Below are 15,852 nucleotides of genomic sequence, written 5' to 3'. Positions count from 1 at the left end.
AATAAGTTTAATGGCTATCTTTATAACAAGTTTAATAATAATTTGATCATGCCAATTGTATCAATTTCGTTAAACGATGAGATGTTAACAGAGCTTGATAAGCTGCAAAAGACAATGGGCTTTACTGGCAGATCAGAGGCAATCAGGGCAGGAATAAGAAATTTTGTTTCGGAGGAAAGACAAAAAAACGAGCTTTCAGGAAATTTGCATGCGATTCTACTTGTAGTGCATAATGATGAATTTGATCACATCATTGCAGGAATGAAACACAGTTTTGAGGACCTGATCACTACACAACTGCACAGCAAGATCCACGGTAACAAATGCGTTGAATTATTCATGTTAGATGGGGAAGCAGAGCAAATTAATTTAATCACAAAAAATTTTCAGACAAATAAAAAAATGGATACTGTAAAGCTAGTCACTTTATGATTAGAAACGAGTTACTGTCAATAATGACAGCTTGTATTTTATCAGTACTTATGATCGTGCCAATTTCTAATGCATATGGTCATGGTCTTGGTCTTGATACAATAAAATCAGTAGACGTAAACGGTAAAAAAATCACCATAACTACGGAGATAATTCCTATGGATTTTACAGAAAATAAGGAAAAAAAAATTATAATCAGATCTATTGATTCCCAAACAAATCAAAACACAAACAATACGACACTTTTAATTGGTTTATATCACGAAGGGAAAATGATTTTTAGGAACTATTTTTTTGCGGCAGACGGCATAATTAACATTAAAGTTAGTCCGACAACAAACGGGAGCACCACAATTACTGGTGAAAAAGATAATCTTCTTGGTGCATGGTATGAAACAGATTCCAAACCAATAGAGCTAACAGGCCCAGTTTTTAGCTCCGGCGGGTTGTATCATTTTGAGATTGAAATCAGAACCATTGACAAACCAACTAACATAGTAGAAAACTTGGGAATACAAGTTACAGATATCACCATACCAACAAATCAGAAATTTAATGAGAAAACTGAAGATGGTGAAGACGTGATGTTTGGTATAAAATCATATTATGACAAGATATCAAATTTTGACTATGATTCAAACTCAAATATTGTAAGTTTTGAGATGCCTTTTGATTGGAGCGAACAAAATATCTTACATGTACCCGTGGTTCATGAGGAGGTTCATTTTCCAAAGAAATTTAGTAATTTTTTTGTTCCAAGCTATACTGGCAAGGTAAATGGGATTGATCTATTCAAGTCGTCGATAACAATTGACGATTATTCGGATGAAAATGAAAGAATAATTCACTTTATTTTGTCACAAGATAATCTAAAATTCCTCAAACAAGTCCAGCAAAAAGCAGGCGTTGATAAGCTAGAAAACATGAAGTTCACACTAGAGGCAAGCTATAATGTTGTCTTTCCGATGGTTGCTATGACAAAAAATGAAGAGATTCAAGTGGACTTATCATGGGATCCAACCATAATCGAACCAGGTAAGGATACAAAATTCATCTTCACCTTCCGTAATGCAAAGACAGGAGAAACTCTTCGTAACACATCTTACGACTTCATTATAATTCAAAATGAAAAACAGATCTACGAGAAATCAGGCAATGCGCGGGTCGGCGGAGATTATGCAGATTACAAATTTTCTGAAGGACAGTCAGGTCATACGCAGATACGATTTGAAAAACTAAAAGGAACAGACATGAGCACTGAATTTGGATTGATGGTCGTGCCAGAATTTGGTTCAATCGTATTTGTAATATTCACCATTGCGATGTCATCCATCTTAATTATTAGAAGGAACTCCTCTGTTTTTAGAATCTAGATATGTGTGTCTAAGAGTTTTTTTGCATTGATCGGATCTAATATTATGAGCATTCTCAATCTGAGATCACTTTGTGAGTTAAATTCAGCATCACATGCAATTAATGATTGAGTTTCTATTCCAATATCAGTTGCCGGAATCTCTAGTAATGATCTAAACGTGTCAATAGCAAAACCAGGCATATCAGATGTAGTTTTACAATGTTTTTCGATTGCCAGTGCATTAAAAAATGAGCCTGAGAGAATGTTTCCCGTCTCTGAGAGCGACGATTTGCTTAATTTAGAAAATGCTCCTAGTTTTTTTAATCCAAGCAGTTTTGCCGCAAACTTTTTTCCATCTTTTTCTGGCATGTAATATAATATTCCAACATCGATATCACCTGTCTGCTTTACATAAACTGCAGACATGTCTACTGAATCAGAGAATGCGGGGGTCAGTTCATCAAGCTCAGATATGTCTAGCATTTTTGTTTTGCCGATCTTGTAATCGAACGGTTCGCCAAGTATTGTTGAAAGAGATTCGACAGTTCTTGTAGAAACACATTTGTTAAAAATTTCAGAAAGTTGTTCCAGTTCAGGTTCAGTTATGGCATAAGTCTGCATTGTAGCATTCCTATTTTTGTCTCATAACCTTGTTTAGTACAAGACCCACATTACTTCGGTCAAATGGTTTTACAATGTAATCTCTTGCTCCAATTTTCATTGCGTCTTGAACAATTTGTTTTTGTTCCACAGATGTGACCATTACTACTTTTGCAGAAGGATCAATTTTCATAATAGCACGCAATGCTTGAATTCCATCAGCTCTTGGCATGTTCACATCCATTGTTACAAGATCGGGTTTTTGTGTCTGATATGCCTTCACTCCCTCAACACCATCTGCTGCCTCGATCACTTCGTTAGCAAGCCCATTTCCCTTGACAATGTCTTTTAGGACGGTTCGCATAAACGAGGCATCATCAACTACGAGAATTTTTTTGACACCGTAACTCATTGCTGATTTCCTCCCTGGATTGCTTCCGTAATGGTAAAGGAAGAGTCATCTAGTAATTTTGCCACATCTAATAGAACAATCAATTTTTCATCTGATTTTACTATTCCTTTGACATAATTGCTTGATTCCAGCACGCTCTGAGGTGCAGGTTCGATATCCTTTGTCTGAATTCGCATCACTTGATCTACTTCGTCTACGAGAAGGCCGGTAAGTGAATTGTTTACCTCTGCAACCAAAATTCGTTGCTTTGAAGAATTGATACTTGTATCTGAATCAAGTCCAAGTTTTTCCTTTACATCAATTACTGGAATAATGTGTCCTCGGAGGTTTATTATTCCCTTTACATAGGATTTTGCCCTTGGTACTTTTGTTACGGATTCAATTGCACGGATTTCACGGATTTGCTCAATTGGTATCGCATAGTTTTCCTTTTTTTGATTATCCATTAGGCTAAAAGTAACAACTTGGAATGCGTCGATGGATACAAGCTGCGTGGTCATGAAATTACTCCCATTTTTTGTTTAAAACTTGATTTGGTGCAGTACGAACTCATATTGTTTAGTTTTCTGATTAAATAATAATCTAGAGTGTGTTTGTGATGATCAGACAAGATCATCTGATGATATGTTGAAATGCAGATTTGACTCACTGTATTAAACAATCATGTTTCCTCCGACTGCCAGTTTGCTGTATATTCTTTCTCTTGGTAGAATGCATGAGAAAGACTTGCCTGATGCCGCTCCCATCATTGTCTCATCCTGTCCTATGACAAGATAACCATCATCGTTTAGTGTTTTGTGAAATTTTTTGAAGACTAGTTCTTGTGCTGGTTTATCATAATATATCAAAACATTTCTACAAGTGATCAAATTGACATGTTCAACTGGAAATGACATGATGTCTCCTTGCTGAAATGTTACAAATTGTTTTACTGATTCGTTTATTCGATATGTATCATTGTTTATAGGTGTAAAGTATTTTGCAATAATACTAGGAGTTAGATTCTTAAGACTTTGAGAAACATATTGACCTTTTTTTGCTCGATTTATTGCATCTATGCTAATATCGGTCGCAATAATGTTGAATTTGACATTTTTTGTGCCTATTACCTCACTTAGAAGAATTGCAAGACTGTATGGTTCTTCTCCGGACGCACACCCCGCACTCCAGACTTGCAAAGTTGTATTATTTTTGAGGATTTGCGGTATTATTTTTAATGACATGCAGTCCCAAACAAAGGAATCTCGATAAAATTCGGTTACATTAATTGAGAAGCTTTTGAATAAAATAGATGGTTCGACTGAATCAGATTCTAGTAATTTTGCGTATTCGGAACCATCTCTTACTCCAACTGCTCTCATCCTTGCATTAATACGCCTATTCAAAAATGGTCTTTTAAATTGATGTAGATCCTTTCCAGTTTTTATTTGCATTATTTTTTCAATAAGCAACAACTGCTGATCTGAGACTGTTTCGTTAAAACTCAGATTATTGTCACACCCTTTGCCCTGTCTTTGATCTTCATCTCTAAAGAATTCATATCAAAAGTAATCCACCTTCCTGAAGTCGCTCCTATATCCTGTGCAACTATTGGAATTTTTTTCTCGTCTAGAAGAGACTTAATTGCATCTGCGTTTCTAGATCCTATGTTAAAGACATTTGGTTTTCCTTCATTTTGAAAAATATTAGCACCTCCTGCCATCTTTGCTTTCAATCGGTTTAGTTTTGCACCATTAGCTTGCATCTTATCTAACATGATTTTAATTGCAACATCGGCAAACTTTGCTTCAGGTTTTGGATTTGGATCATTTGTATTGTTTTTCGGAAGCATGATATGAGCCATCGCAGCAATTTTTACACTTGGATCATAGAGACATATTGCAATGCATGAACCGACAAACGTTTGCAATGATGTTTTTTCGGGAGTTGTAAGCCCCAATCCGCCCATTGGAATTTCGATAGTATTATGATTTGTATGAGTTTGTTTGGTAAAACTCATTACTATTTCTCCTTTAATGCATCATCAATTAGAGCGTCAAGCTCAGAATTTTGTCCGCCAACAGGATATGACTGCAGATCAGTGCCATCCAACAGGGCGTCAAGCTCAGAATTCTGTTGGCCAAAGGTACATTGTTGTTCTTTAATTTGATCAGAGTGGTTAGCAAGCAATTTACGTGCATCCATTGTATTTTGTATTATTATCATATGCAGTTTTGTTTCACTTGATTTTCCGATCAACTCCACGTCGGTTATTACTACATGCTCAACGGGTTTTGCGATATCCTTAACTGATGTGTCTATTAGTGAATGTAATTCATCGTTTGTGTAGTTCGGAGTTGATAGATCGACTCGAAAGCCAGTACCATTGGACAATGCGTTGAAGAAAGAGCCAGTCATAATATTGGCAACTTCTTGGATTGCAGATGCTCCCATTTCATCAATTTCACAAACTTCATTCTGACAAAGTAGTTTTGCCGCTATTTTCTTTGCATGTTTTTGTTGTATAGTATAAAGAATTTCTATGTGGGTATCACCCTTTCCGTTCAATCGTACCGCACACATTTTAATTTCATCAGGATCCAGCTTGATGTCTTTGATATCAGATATTCCACATTCCAAAATTTTTACATTGTGAGTTATTGATTCATTCAAAAGTGTGGATAGTGCCACGGATGTTTTTGATGTGATGTATTGATCAAATACTCTGATAAGGTTTTGAGCCTCTTCTGAATTAATACCCACTAGTACAGTCATGTGAATCACTATACCAACAAGGCCGGATCAAGAATTAATGCAACGCTTCCATCACCAAGAATTGTCGCGTTAGTGAATAGATCCGATGAATGTGTTTCGTTGTTTAATCGTTTAATTACAATTTCCTGTTTTCTATCGTATGAATCTACAACAAGTCCATATGGCTTCCCTCCCTTGTTGACAATCACTATTGTTATCTTGTTAGTATCATTTGATTCAATTTCTTGCATGCCAAGTAGTTTTGATACTCTAACTAACGGAACAACTTGTTCGCGTAACACAATTGCCTCTTGTCCATGTATACTTTTGATTTGATTTGCCTCAACTACTACGGTGGTCGAAATACTTGATAGCGGCAAAACGTACTTGTCTCCGGATACATTAATCAGTAGCCCGCCAATGATTGATACGCTAAGAGGAATTGTTAGAATGATTGTGGTTCCCTTTCCATGATCAGTTGTGATTTTTACATTACCGCCTACGGCTTCGACTTGGGTTATTACCACATCCATTCCCACTCCCCTTCCAGAAACATCTGTGATTTCTTTAGCTGTTGAGAGCCCCGGAGTTCCCAAGAGATTGATTGCTTCATCAATTGACATCTTGTCTGCTTCATCCTGTGTGATGAGTTTCTTTTCTACTGCTTTTGCTTTGAGTCTATCAGTATTGATTCCTCTACCATCATCTTCAATTTTGATTGCAACCTGATCTCCTACACCATATGCAGTAAGCTTGATCGTGCCGATTGGAGACTTTTCATTTGATTCTCTTTCTTGTGGTGTTTCAATCCCATGATCTACGCAGTTTCGTAAAATGTGTAAGAGAGGATCAGTTATTGCATCCAGAACGGTTCGATCAAGTTCTATCCCAGAACCATCCATGATCAGATTAACTTGTTTGCCAAGTCCAGTCGATATATCCCGTACAAGTCTTGTAAAGCGACTAAAGATCTGATCTATCGGTACAAGTCTGAGCTTCATTGATTGATATTGTAAATCTGTGACCAGTCTGTCAAGCTCCGTCATGACTTGACGAGCGTCATCTGAGCCGTTGTGACTCAGGGTCTGCTCTAGTCTCATTTTGGATATAACGAGTTCGCCTACAAGATTAACCAACGAGTCAAGATCTAACATTTTTACTCGTATTGTTGGAGATTTGGCACTGTTTGTCGGTTCAGCCACATCAATTTGAGCGTCATCCGGATGTTCAAGCATCTGAAGGTATGGCTTTAGGTCCACCTTCTTTTTCTCGTCTGCAATCATTTCACGCAAAAGATCTATACATTTGAATAATGCACTTGCCAAGTTTGGAGTGAGTTTTTCTTGCCCTTTCCTGATGTTGTCAAAGATGTTTTCGATGTTTTTACATAATTCTCTTGTATCGTCATATCCCATTGTTGCCGACATTCCCTTAATTGTGTGAGCGGAACGAAATATCAAATCCAGGTGTTCTTTCTTGTTGGGTTCTTCTTCTAGTTTTAGTAAGGCATCACTGATTGTTTCAACGTGTTCCAGCGCTTCCGAAACATACATCTCCCTGTAATTATTCTGTGACAAGTTTTTTTACCTCTTCTAAAACTGCTTCTGAGATTTTGTCTGGTGGCAATAATTTATCTACTGCATTTAATTCACATGCGGCTCTTGCCATGCCAAATACTACAGAAGACTGTTCATCCTGAGCAATAGTTTTTCCACCCCTTCTTTTTATGGTCTTCATACCAAATGCTCCGTCATGTCCCATTCCAGTCAACGTTACGCCAATGGTATTCATTCCAAAGTATTCAGCAGATGATATCATTGTTACATTTGCAGCAGGTCTAACACCAAATCTCTTTGGTCCATCAACGAGTTTTATTTTTAGTTGAGAATCTACTTCCATGTGCAGATCACCTGGAGCAACAAGAGCAGTTCCCTCTGTTATCAGGTCTCCATCTTGAGCTTCTTTGACATTTATTTCACAATTTTCATCAAGTCTTTCGGCAAATTTTTTTGTGAAACCTTTTGGCATGTGTTGTACAACTAGGATTCCTGCATGGATGTCTGCTGGAAATGTAGACAGTATTGATTGCACTACTCCCGGTCCGCCAGTTGATGAGGCTATTGTAACAACAACTGATGCAGCTTGAGGAGAAACTATTGCCTTTCTTTTTGGTTTTAGATTTTTTATTTTTTCCAAGACTGCCTTTTGTGGATCGGATTGTGCCGCGGCGTTTATTTTAGTAATTAATGTCTCTTTTAGAATAGTCATGTTTTCTGGGTTTAACTGAGAAATTGGTACAAAATCAATTGCCCCATTTTCTAATGCGTCTAATACTATCTTTGCTCCGTCTTGGCTAAAACTGCTAACTAAAATTGTCGGTATCAGTGTTCCTCGTTTGACCATTTCTTCAATGAATGTCAATCCATCCATGCGCGGCATTTCCAGATCAAGTAGTATTACATCTGGTTTCTGCACTGTGATTTTTCTTAATGCGTCTATACCGTCTCTTGCGATATCACATACTCGCACAGTTTGACTTGAGATAAGATCTTTCAGCAACGTGCTCATGTAATTTGAATCGTTGATTATCAGGACATTGATTTGAGATGAGATAGATTTGGCTAGCATTAGGCATTGTTTCCTTTTTGGTGAGAGATATGGTATGAGATCATCAAGAATACTCCAATATTGTAATAAGATTAGAATAAAATACACAAAGTTGCATTAAATTCCGTTAAATCAATTCATGATATATCATAAAGTGTGTTTGATGTGATCATACAAAACTAATGAGACTTAATTTATCGGCTAAGGCAGAACCTAGTTTATTTTGTTCTGGTTAGTTTATCTTGGAGTTCTTTCTGTGCGTGTTGTGCCCTCTGTATTGATATCTTGACATTATTGTAGAATGTTGGATCATTTTTTGCCAAAGCCCTTTGTTCTAGCTTCTCAAGCTGTCTAATTGTATCACTTAGATAATCAAGTCCCCATTGGTAGCCATCTGCCTGACTCATCGGTTTACTTTCTTCAGATTCGATTTTGTCATAGATATCCTCAAGTTTTGGCATCTTAAACGACATGTACAAGCCATACCTCGAATAATATTAAGCAGAAAGGAATTTTTTGGAAAAGATCGACTCCAAAATGGCACTAAACTGCCTAACGTTACTCGTTTTTGGAACCAGTCAGACGACTAAGTTGTTTCTTCTCTAATTATTTGGGTTGGGGGAATTCCGTCCGCGTCTTCCTTAAACACTGCTGCCAATTCTGGTGGAATGTCGCCTAGGTTTTCAGTGTTTTTAGGAATGGAATTCTCGACTGATTGAGGTTTTTCCAATGGTTTTGACTCCCTGTGGAAAGTGCTTGAATTATGTGTGTTTTCTGTTTTGTTTGAGGGAAGTAAGAGGCTCACATCCAAAAGAATCATCAGCTTTTCATTGATCTTTGCAACTCCCTTTACATAATTATGTGATTCCAAGGCACCCTGAGGTGCAGGCTCTATATCCTTTGTCTGAATTCGCATCACCTGATCTACTTCGTCTACGAGAAGGCCGGTAAGTGAATTGTTTACCTCTGCAACCAAAATTCGTTGCTTTGAAGAATTGGTATTTACAGAATCAAGCCCAAGCTTTTCCTTTACATCAATTACTGGAATTATTAATCCTCGGAGATTCATTATTCCTTTGACGTGAGGTTCAGAATGAGGAACTTTGGTAATTTTTTCAACTGCTCGGATTTCTCGCACTTGCTCAATTGGAACGGCATAATCTTCTTTCTTACCAGAAGAGTGGATTATGTTAAACGATACAACCTGCAAAGAATCTGAAACAGTTTGCGCCATCATGTTATGTCACTACCGAGTTTACTCACGTATGTTATTTTTGAATTAAAAATATAGAGTGATGTATGTTTGATCCAATCATACAGTTTTCGATTAGAGTTCGGGCTTTACAAAGTCAAGTACATGGGTGGCCAGATAGTCTGAGAGTAAGGCGTCCATCACAAACATGACAACTGAGCCTATTACTATTAGCATCCCTATGTGATAGAATACGGTCTTGTACAGCCCACCTTGTGCAACCTTGAGTGCCATTGCGCTGATAACGGATATCATTAGAATCATTGCAGGCATCATCATTGCCATGAATTCTGGGTCTATTGGAGTTAATGTCAAGGCATCATTTGAAACATCTACTGTTTTTATCATTTCGTAAAATATTCCAGTCAATTTATTCATCAAACCAAACACTGCCATAGTTAATGCGTGAAGTACTACTATGATAGTTTCAAATGTCTTAGATGTTTGAGCTCTCTTTGCCCTAAGCTCATTAATTTTTACTGTAATGTCTGAGACGTGGTTTCCTGCAAGACCCATGTTTCCTCCTTTGTCCATTGCGTGTGAGATGACCTCGTTTCCGTTTGCAATTATTTGGCTTCCAGTGTCACGAGAAAACAGCTCGAAACTAATTTTCTGATCTACCCTATGCTTGATTCGGTTTTTAAATCGCTCCACATGACTTTGAAGAGGTCCAAAGTCGCTTCTCAATACTGCTTCGAGCGTGCTACCAATTGAGCCGATTGTGGCATAAATTTCTCCAAAGTGATGAATAAATTCAGGATACCAATCGTTAAGCTCCTTGATTCTTTTTTCAATTTTTCTTGCAATCATTCCTGGATATAGCAATGGCGCGGCAGCAATTCCCACAATCAAACTGCTCGGCACAATTTGAGTGACCAAAAGAACTAGGCCGATTCCAATACCAGCCCCTAACGCTATGTAGACTTTGATTCTAAATTTTAGGTCCTCGTCTCCCGATTGGTATCCTAGGATATCTCGCGGGAACATGACATACATCATAAAGACGAATGCGCTCATGCTTATCGTTACTCCAATAAATGAGAACAACAGAATTTCTTCTGAATTTGATTGCCCCATCAGCATGCTCATAATTGAGTTTGCAGAAATCATAAAGGCTGCAGTCGACATCAAGGTGTAAAACATTTCCAGAAATAATTTTTGGTTTTCAAGCTTTCTTTCATATACTATGCTGAAAGTCATAAGAGTTGCTTTTAGCTCGTCTGCAAGAAATGTCTTTAGTGTATCTCCTAATCGAATGACTTGTGCCAGCTTGATCAGGAGCTGTTTTAACGCATCGTGTTTATCATTTGAAACCTTTGCTGAAATCATCTCAAGTGATGCGGACACCCCAAAGCTCCATCCGATCCCCAGCTGATATACTTCTTTGAATGCTTTGGTGTACTTTCCATAGTTTGTGTCACGTGTGGTCCTGATTAGATCTATGCCACCTATTTCACCAGTGGATATACTAAACAAGAACGCCATAAAGTAGACAAACTTTTCATCAGTTTTTTGCAGGTTTGCAAGTGTAAGATTCTTGATGAGCGGTATCTGTATCATAGTGATTCAAGTTCCTTGTAAAATGCATCAAGACCTATCTCTCTACAGTGAGATATGGAATCAAAGACATCATAAAAGTTGAAAATTCTTTTTTCCATCATTCTCTGCAAGATTTTTGCTCGCAGCTCTAGTTCTTCATACAGCAGGCCTTCGTCTTTTTTGTGCATTCCTCGTTTTTCAAGTACTTTTTGAACAAACAGTGCGCTGCTTCCCTTGCCCCTGAACTTTACTTCGTCTGTTCCCGGATCCCAGTTAAAGACAGGAATGAACATTATGTTTCCGCCTTCTGGGTTATAACCTAGGATTTCATTAATTGAAAGAACTCTTCTTACTCTTTTTCCTCCAGGTCCCTGAACTGCGCCTTGGAACAGTCCGATGTTTAAGTTTTCTACGTTTGTTTTTGGTATGAGCATCGGAGGGTTTGTAATTCTCTGAATCAGTGCAGTCATGTTTGCTGCGTGGAATGTACTAACCACTGGGTGACCAGTCTGCATTGCTTGAAACGCAATGTTTGCTTCTGCACCTCTAATTTCTCCTACAAAGATATAGTTCGGTCTCTGTCTTAACGCCGCTTTTAACAAGTCAAACATGGTTACACTTGAATTTTCATGTCCGGTATCCCTAGTTGCTTCGGTAATCCAGTTAGAGTGAGGTAGTGTAAGTTCTGGTGTATCCTCAATTGTCACTATTTTCCAGTTTGATGGAATAAACGCAGTAAGTGCCATCAACGTTGTAGTTTTTCCAGATGCTGTTTCTCCGTTGATGAAGACACTCATTCCTTCTGCTAGCATCATCCACATGTATGCTGCCTCCCTAAAGTCAAGTGCCTTTGATGACAAAACTTGTGTAATGGAAAGTGGAGTGCTTGCAAATTTTCTTATTGTTGCGTTGGTTCCCCTTCTGCTGATATCTTTGCCAAACACAATGTTAATTCTAGATCCGTCAGGAAGTACTGCGTCAACTACTGGCTTTGCGTGAGATACTGTTTTTCCAAATTGCTCTGACATGCTAATGATTAGTTCGTCGATTTCTTCCACACCAAGAAATAGCGGAGATTTGAGTGCGCCAAATGATTTGTGAATTACGTAAACGTTTCCAGCTCCAATAATTGATATGTCTTCTAGATTCGGATCAGCAAGAAACGGATCTAGTATGCCGACTCCTGCTCTTCTTTGCAAAAAATGATGCCTTAGTCCAACCCAGTCTTTTTTCTGTACAGGGAGAGTCTTTAGCTTGTATATGTCGCCTATGGTATCATAATTTACCGCAGCATCGGTAAGATCCACATGTTCTTTGAGATAAGTCTCAACCATGTTAAATCGCTCTGTGATTTCAACTGGAGGAATTAGATCTGCCGATTGGACTGCAAACATCTTGTCTGCGCATTCCATGATTTTTCTGTCTGGGGCATCAGGCTCGACTATCACATATTCCATGTAGCCATCATCAGACGAAGTGTGCGGGTTGATGTGGATGTAGACCTGCTCTGCTATCGGATACAGCAGGTTTGGTTCTTTGAGTTTCTTGTGCTCAGCCTGCAACTGCTCGGTAAAAAGTGGCAGGGGATTGCCCCTCGCAGTATAGTTTTCAATGTGATTTAGTAGGTGAGGGGATTTCTTTAGCTCGTCAATAAACTTTTGATCTCTTATCTGCGAGAAGTCAAATGGCAAATTCTGAATCCTCCATTAAACTCACCCTAGGCGTTTGCCATGGATATTGGCACGATCTTTATTCCAAATGTCATGTCTATGTCAAACGCAAAACCAGAGTCTGTGTTTTCTTTTGAACCGATTAGTTTTACAATTTTTAGAGTTTTGACATCCCTTCCACCAATGTTAGTGGAGCCAAGCTTTAGGTACACGTCAACTCCTCCTTTCACCCTCATTCTCAAGTCCGGGGGTATGTCTTCGGGATGAATTGTCAGTATGATGCTCATTCCCCGTGCTACAAGATATTTGCATTGCGTGAAAAATTCCAAGATTCGACTGGCATCTGAGAAAACTGTCAATAGTGACAAAGAATCGATTACAACGCAGTTGTGTTCCTTGAAGCTGTTACCAATGTATCGTCCAATTACAGGTAAGAGAAACGAGGATTGTTCTTTATTCCATTGCACTCCATACATATGCAACGGCATGATTGTTAGCCTATTGCGTAAGAATGCTGTTGAAAAATTGAATGTAATTGATTTCATGTTTTCGATGTATTCTTTGACGGTGTTTTCTGTAACACAGAGAACTCTTTTGTCCGATGCTAGAAGTCCTTTCATGAATTGGGCGCATAGTGCACTTTTTCCAGTTCCATGATCGCCTTCAATTAACATCAGAGTTGGAAATGGTATGCCCCCTCCAAACTGCCTGTCTACTTCTTCGTTTCCGCACGGGATAATGTCAGTCAATTAAGCACCTCAGGCGATCATAATCCACAATATACGATAATTCAAATACGAAGTTCACGACAGCTTTTAAGAAAAATTTGATATAAGATAGTGTTTGGTCTTTTCGAACGAAATTAGAAACTAGATAGTCTGAGTTGCAATTACTCCATTGTCTGTAGATACAACAATGGTCGCTGTAACAGCACTCGAGGTTGGATTAACTGTGACCCTTGCTGACATTATTTCGTTTGTATTAAGTATGCCAGAATCTATGTTATCAGAGCTTATGGATTGGCGACACCATTGATTTGCAGATGGATATCCTGAACATGCGCCACCATATGTGAGAACACGAGTTGCTATATTAGGGCCATCACTGTATGATATGATCACTGTGAATTTTTCATAGTCCCATAATTTTTCTAATCCTAAATTTGTTAAATTAAAGTCATAGTTATCATTGTCAATTCTAGTTAAACCACTTACGCTGATGTTTGTTTTTAATATTGAGTTATCTATTTGTGACATCTTTGATGATGCTTCTGTTATGGAAGCAGTCTTGTCAGTCAAACCAGGTAACAAAAACAATATGGAGACCAGTGTAAACATCACTATACCTCCAGATATGGCAATACTTAGTCCCAATTTGATATTCTCTCCATATAATTAAGAAATTGAAAATATGTAATCAGAGTAAACACCGTTTGGAGCAGTGACTCTTACCATATAAGTGCCAGCGGATAGACTAGTTTCAGTTATTCTAATTTGAACTGCATCTGATTTCTGAATTATTGTGGGCAAAGTTTTGAATTTCCATGTATCATCTGTAGCAGATGTATCATACTGATATCTCTTTAGAGAATCAATTGGACCAAAATAAACATCCATAGATGTAGGATTAGTTACAGGATCAATACCGACATTTTTTACCCAGACTTCTATAATGGTTGTCGATGTAGCATTTTGAATAGCATAAGGAATTGCAAGTTTTGTAAGCATTATGTTTTTTTGACTTTCTGAAGTAGCTGTAAATGTTGATTCAAAAGAGCCAACTTTTGACATTACTATTCCCGCAACTGATGTTGCAACTACAATGGACGCGATAATCAAAATTGCTTCTGTCATTACACCAGATGCCATGGTTAGTCACCCCTCTGGTCACGTCTCGTGCCAGTTTTTTTATGCGCAGTTAATCTTGCATAATAAGCATCTGCCTCCCTGTCGTTGAGCCCAACAATTTTTGCAAATCGGTATAATTGTGATATTGACTCTTCGGTCGACATGCCGGAATTCTTGAGCATGTCTATAATGTTGTAAATTGTGTGTTCGTCTTCTGCCTTTAACCCCATTAACTTGCATTGCTCCACTAGTAAATCGATGCAGTCATCTCCTTTTTCTTCAAACATTTCTCCTACAAGCTCAATTATTGCCATCATGTTTGCAACAGACAGATTTCCACTGAACAGAGGCTTCATTACGGAATCCATCGGCCCAAGATCCGTTCCATGTACAAGGTTATCCATTTCACTGCCCTGAACTATTGAGGTTGGCTGACTTGGAGACGGTGGAGCTGTCTGGGTGTTTGCACCGGAGTTTTGCACCATTACCGGCATTGGATTGTTTTGAACTTGTGGGACAGGCGCTGCTGTGTTCTGTGCTTGGTTGCTAGCTATTTGGCTATTTTGTGCATTTAGATTTGCTTGTAATACTCCTTGTCGTAACGGCAATGATGGATCTGATAGGTTTGAGAGATCTAATGCCTCAAAGTATTTTCTCATGAAATTAAGCGGATTTGAGATTTCTGCCTGGAATGCCTTCATATCAGTTAGCGTTCCTTCAAATGATTCGGTTAGAGTATCAACGCTTTCCTTTGTTATTTTCATGTCTTCTTTGATTTTGTTTAGGTCTTTTTTGAAAGTGGTTAGATCTTTTTCTACCGGTTCAAATTTTTGGTCAATTAGATCACGGATTTTGTTCTCGTCAAATCCTGTCATTATAGGAGTGACGCTGACTTGATCAGTAGTTACAGTATCATCAATGGCCAAGTTAGTGCCTGCAAGCAATGCATCAAGCTCAGAATTGTTGCCTCCAATTGCAGAAACGTCAATTTTTTCTTCCTCTGGTGATACAGTGGCATCTTGAGTGGATGGTTGTGATGGTTCCGTGATTAACTCATTTAATAAAGAATCAGCATCATTTGTAGTAGGTGCTGTGTTTTGCATACTTGATTTATTTTTGATCGTTAATTTTGGCAATACGATCATTACAGAAGCTATAACGCTTACTGGAATTACAAAATAGAATATTGAATTATTGATATCAAACAAAAGTTCTGGAAACATTTTGTATAAAACTAGGATATAGATTCCAATTACACTGCCTGTAACAAACATACGGAATTTCTCCGGTAAACTTGACAGTGTTTTTATTAAAAAAGAAAAAAGGTTGCTTGGAGCGAACATGTGATCACTCCATTGTTTATCCTAGATCCACTACTGTAGTTGTTACTGAAGGTACTTGGCGTT

18 protein-coding genes are annotated in these 15,852 nt (G+C 38.1%); 2 read left to right on the top strand and 16 right to left on the bottom strand.

Translation table 11 applies throughout. The annotated features are described in order from the left end of the window. Positions 1 to 48: 48 nt before the first annotated feature. Together NKMY2_RS02880 and NKMY2_RS02875 are read left to right on the top strand one after the other, a co-directional pair. The gene (locus NKMY2_RS02880; RefSeq protein WP_042684337.1) at positions 49 to 432 is read left to right on the top strand and encodes a CopG family ribbon-helix-helix protein; all 384 of its coding nucleotides are present in this window, start codon (positions 49 to 51) and stop codon (positions 430 to 432) included. Beyond that, positions 429 to 1,805, top strand: coding sequence for a PEFG-CTERM sorting domain-containing protein (locus NKMY2_RS02875; RefSeq protein WP_076613374.1), 1,377 nt, complete (start codon positions 429 to 431; stop codon positions 1,803 to 1,805). Before NKMY2_RS02880 ends, NKMY2_RS02875 begins: the two co-directional genes overlap by 4 nt. Here NKMY2_RS02875 and NKMY2_RS02870 read toward each other — a convergent pair. The 16 genes from NKMY2_RS02870 to NKMY2_RS02795 form a co-directional block, all read right to left on the bottom strand. Then, positions 1,802 to 2,407, bottom strand: a complete 606-nt coding sequence (locus tag NKMY2_RS02870; RefSeq protein WP_042684335.1) for a hypothetical protein — start codon at positions 2,405 to 2,407, stop codon at positions 1,802 to 1,804. The two genes, NKMY2_RS02875 and NKMY2_RS02870, sit on opposite strands and share 4 nt — an antisense overlap. Positions 2,408 to 2,417: 10 nt before the next feature. Beyond that, positions 2,418 to 2,798 carry a response regulator gene (locus tag NKMY2_RS02865; RefSeq protein WP_042684333.1) on the bottom strand — a complete coding sequence of 127 codons (381 nt, stop codon included), beginning with the start codon at positions 2,796 to 2,798 and terminating at the stop codon, positions 2,418 to 2,420. Continuing rightward, on the bottom strand, positions 2,795 to 3,298 hold the full coding sequence (locus NKMY2_RS02860) for a chemotaxis protein CheW (protein ID WP_052347475.1): 504 nt from the start codon (positions 3,296 to 3,298) through the stop codon (positions 2,795 to 2,797). The genes NKMY2_RS02865 and NKMY2_RS02860 overlap by 4 nt, the downstream gene beginning before the upstream one ends. A gap of 153 nt (positions 3,299 to 3,451) precedes the next feature. Next, complete coding sequence (locus NKMY2_RS02855) at positions 3,452 to 4,231, bottom strand: CheR family methyltransferase (RefSeq protein WP_157832430.1); 780 nt, start codon at positions 4,229 to 4,231, stop codon at positions 3,452 to 3,454. A gap of 50 nt (positions 4,232 to 4,281) precedes the next feature. Beyond that, positions 4,282 to 4,797, bottom strand: coding sequence for a chemotaxis protein CheD (locus NKMY2_RS02850; RefSeq protein WP_081781861.1), 516 nt, complete (start codon positions 4,795 to 4,797; stop codon positions 4,282 to 4,284). Between the two features lie 2 nt (positions 4,798 to 4,799). After that, positions 4,800 to 5,552 (bottom strand): chemotaxis protein CheC, encoded by a 753-nt coding sequence (locus NKMY2_RS02845; protein WP_157832429.1) that lies wholly within the window; start codon positions 5,550 to 5,552, stop codon positions 4,800 to 4,802. 8 nt (positions 5,553 to 5,560) lie between these two features. Beyond that, a complete protein-coding gene (locus NKMY2_RS02840; protein WP_157832428.1) occupies positions 5,561 to 7,108 on the bottom strand; it encodes a chemotaxis protein CheA in 1,548 nt (515 codons plus the stop codon). Then, entirely contained in the window at positions 7,095 to 8,159 is a 1,065-nt protein-coding gene (gene cheB, locus NKMY2_RS02835; protein WP_042684330.1) for a chemotaxis-specific protein-glutamate methyltransferase CheB, read from the bottom strand. The genes NKMY2_RS02840 and cheB overlap by 14 nt, the downstream gene beginning before the upstream one ends. A 197-nt stretch (positions 8,160 to 8,356) precedes the next feature. Further along, on the bottom strand, positions 8,357 to 8,611 hold the full coding sequence (locus NKMY2_RS02830) for a hypothetical protein (RefSeq protein ID WP_042684327.1): 255 nt from the start codon (positions 8,609 to 8,611) through the stop codon (positions 8,357 to 8,359). Between the two features lie 113 nt (positions 8,612 to 8,724). Further along, the gene (locus NKMY2_RS02825; RefSeq protein ID WP_052347470.1) at positions 8,725 to 9,375 is read right to left on the bottom strand and encodes a chemotaxis protein CheW; all 651 of its coding nucleotides are present in this window, start codon (positions 9,373 to 9,375) and stop codon (positions 8,725 to 8,727) included. Between the two features lie 90 nt (positions 9,376 to 9,465). Further along, positions 9,466 to 10,950, bottom strand: coding sequence for a flagellar assembly protein FlaJ (locus NKMY2_RS02820; RefSeq protein WP_052347469.1), 1,485 nt, complete (start codon positions 10,948 to 10,950; stop codon positions 9,466 to 9,468). Continuing rightward, entirely contained in the window at positions 10,947 to 12,620 is a 1,674-nt protein-coding gene (locus NKMY2_RS02815; protein ID WP_042684325.1) for a type II/IV secretion system ATPase subunit, read from the bottom strand. The genes NKMY2_RS02820 and NKMY2_RS02815 overlap by 4 nt, the downstream gene beginning before the upstream one ends. Positions 12,621 to 12,646: 26 nt before the next feature. Beyond that, on the bottom strand, positions 12,647 to 13,348 hold the full coding sequence (locus tag NKMY2_RS02810; protein WP_042684323.1) for an ATPase domain-containing protein: 702 nt from the start codon (positions 13,346 to 13,348) through the stop codon (positions 12,647 to 12,649). 120 nt (positions 13,349 to 13,468) lie between these two features. After that, positions 13,469 to 13,972 (bottom strand): hypothetical protein, encoded by a 504-nt coding sequence (locus NKMY2_RS02805; RefSeq protein ID WP_042684317.1) that lies wholly within the window; start codon positions 13,970 to 13,972, stop codon positions 13,469 to 13,471. A gap of 21 nt (positions 13,973 to 13,993) precedes the next feature. Beyond that, complete coding sequence (locus NKMY2_RS02800; protein ID WP_042684314.1) at positions 13,994 to 14,467, bottom strand: hypothetical protein; 474 nt, start codon at positions 14,465 to 14,467, stop codon at positions 13,994 to 13,996. Between the two features lie 2 nt (positions 14,468 to 14,469). Continuing rightward, a complete protein-coding gene (locus NKMY2_RS02795) occupies positions 14,470 to 15,720 on the bottom strand; it encodes a coiled-coil domain-containing protein (RefSeq protein ID WP_042684311.1) in 1,251 nt (416 codons plus the stop codon). Positions 15,721 to 15,852: the final 132 nt, after the last annotated feature.

Origin of the sequence: Candidatus Nitrosotenuis chungbukensis, from assembly GCF_000685395.1 — an archaeon.
Classification (GTDB): Archaea; Thermoproteota; Nitrososphaeria; order Nitrososphaerales; family Nitrosopumilaceae; genus Nitrosotenuis; species Nitrosotenuis chungbukensis.
This window is presented reverse-complemented; position numbering and strand designations above follow the sequence as displayed.

Excerpts from the sequence above, each read along its gene's own strand:
- NKMY2_RS02880 (WP_042684337.1), top strand. The coding sequence starts at position 49 with ATGCCAATTGTATCAATTTCGTTAAACGATGAGATGTTAACAGAGCTT.
- NKMY2_RS02875 (WP_076613374.1), top strand. The coding sequence starts at position 429 with ATGATTAGAAACGAGTTACTGTCAATAATGACAGCTTGTATTTTATCA.
- NKMY2_RS02870 (WP_042684335.1), bottom strand. The coding sequence starts at position 2,407 with ATGCAGACTTATGCCATAACTGAACCTGAACTGGAACAACTTTCTGAA.
- NKMY2_RS02865 (WP_042684333.1), bottom strand. The coding sequence starts at position 2,798 with ATGAGTTACGGTGTCAAAAAAATTCTCGTAGTTGATGATGCCTCGTTT.
- NKMY2_RS02860 (WP_052347475.1), bottom strand. The coding sequence starts at position 3,298 with ATGACCACGCAGCTTGTATCCATCGACGCATTCCAAGTTGTTACTTTT.
- NKMY2_RS02855 (WP_157832430.1), bottom strand. The coding sequence starts at position 4,231 with ATGCAAATAAAAACTGGAAAGGATCTACATCAATTTAAAAGACCATTT.
- NKMY2_RS02850 (WP_081781861.1), bottom strand. The coding sequence starts at position 4,797 with ATGAGTTTTACCAAACAAACTCATACAAATCATAATACTATCGAAATT.
- NKMY2_RS02845 (WP_157832429.1), bottom strand. The coding sequence starts at position 5,552 with ATGACTGTACTAGTGGGTATTAATTCAGAAGAGGCTCAAAACCTTATC.
- cheB (WP_042684330.1), bottom strand. The coding sequence starts at position 8,159 with ATGCTAGCCAAATCTATCTCATCTCAAATCAATGTCCTGATAATCAAC.
- NKMY2_RS02830 (WP_042684327.1), bottom strand. The coding sequence starts at position 8,611 with ATGTCGTTTAAGATGCCAAAACTTGAGGATATCTATGACAAAATCGAA.
- NKMY2_RS02825 (WP_052347470.1), bottom strand. The coding sequence starts at position 9,375 with ATGATGGCGCAAACTGTTTCAGATTCTTTGCAGGTTGTATCGTTTAAC.
- NKMY2_RS02820 (WP_052347469.1), bottom strand. The coding sequence starts at position 10,950 with ATGATACAGATACCGCTCATCAAGAATCTTACACTTGCAAACCTGCAA.
- NKMY2_RS02800 (WP_042684314.1), bottom strand. The coding sequence starts at position 14,467 with ATGGCATCTGGTGTAATGACAGAAGCAATTTTGATTATCGCGTCCATT.
- NKMY2_RS02795 (WP_042684311.1), bottom strand. The coding sequence starts at position 15,720 with ATGTTTGTTACAGGCAGTGTAATTGGAATCTATATCCTAGTTTTATAC.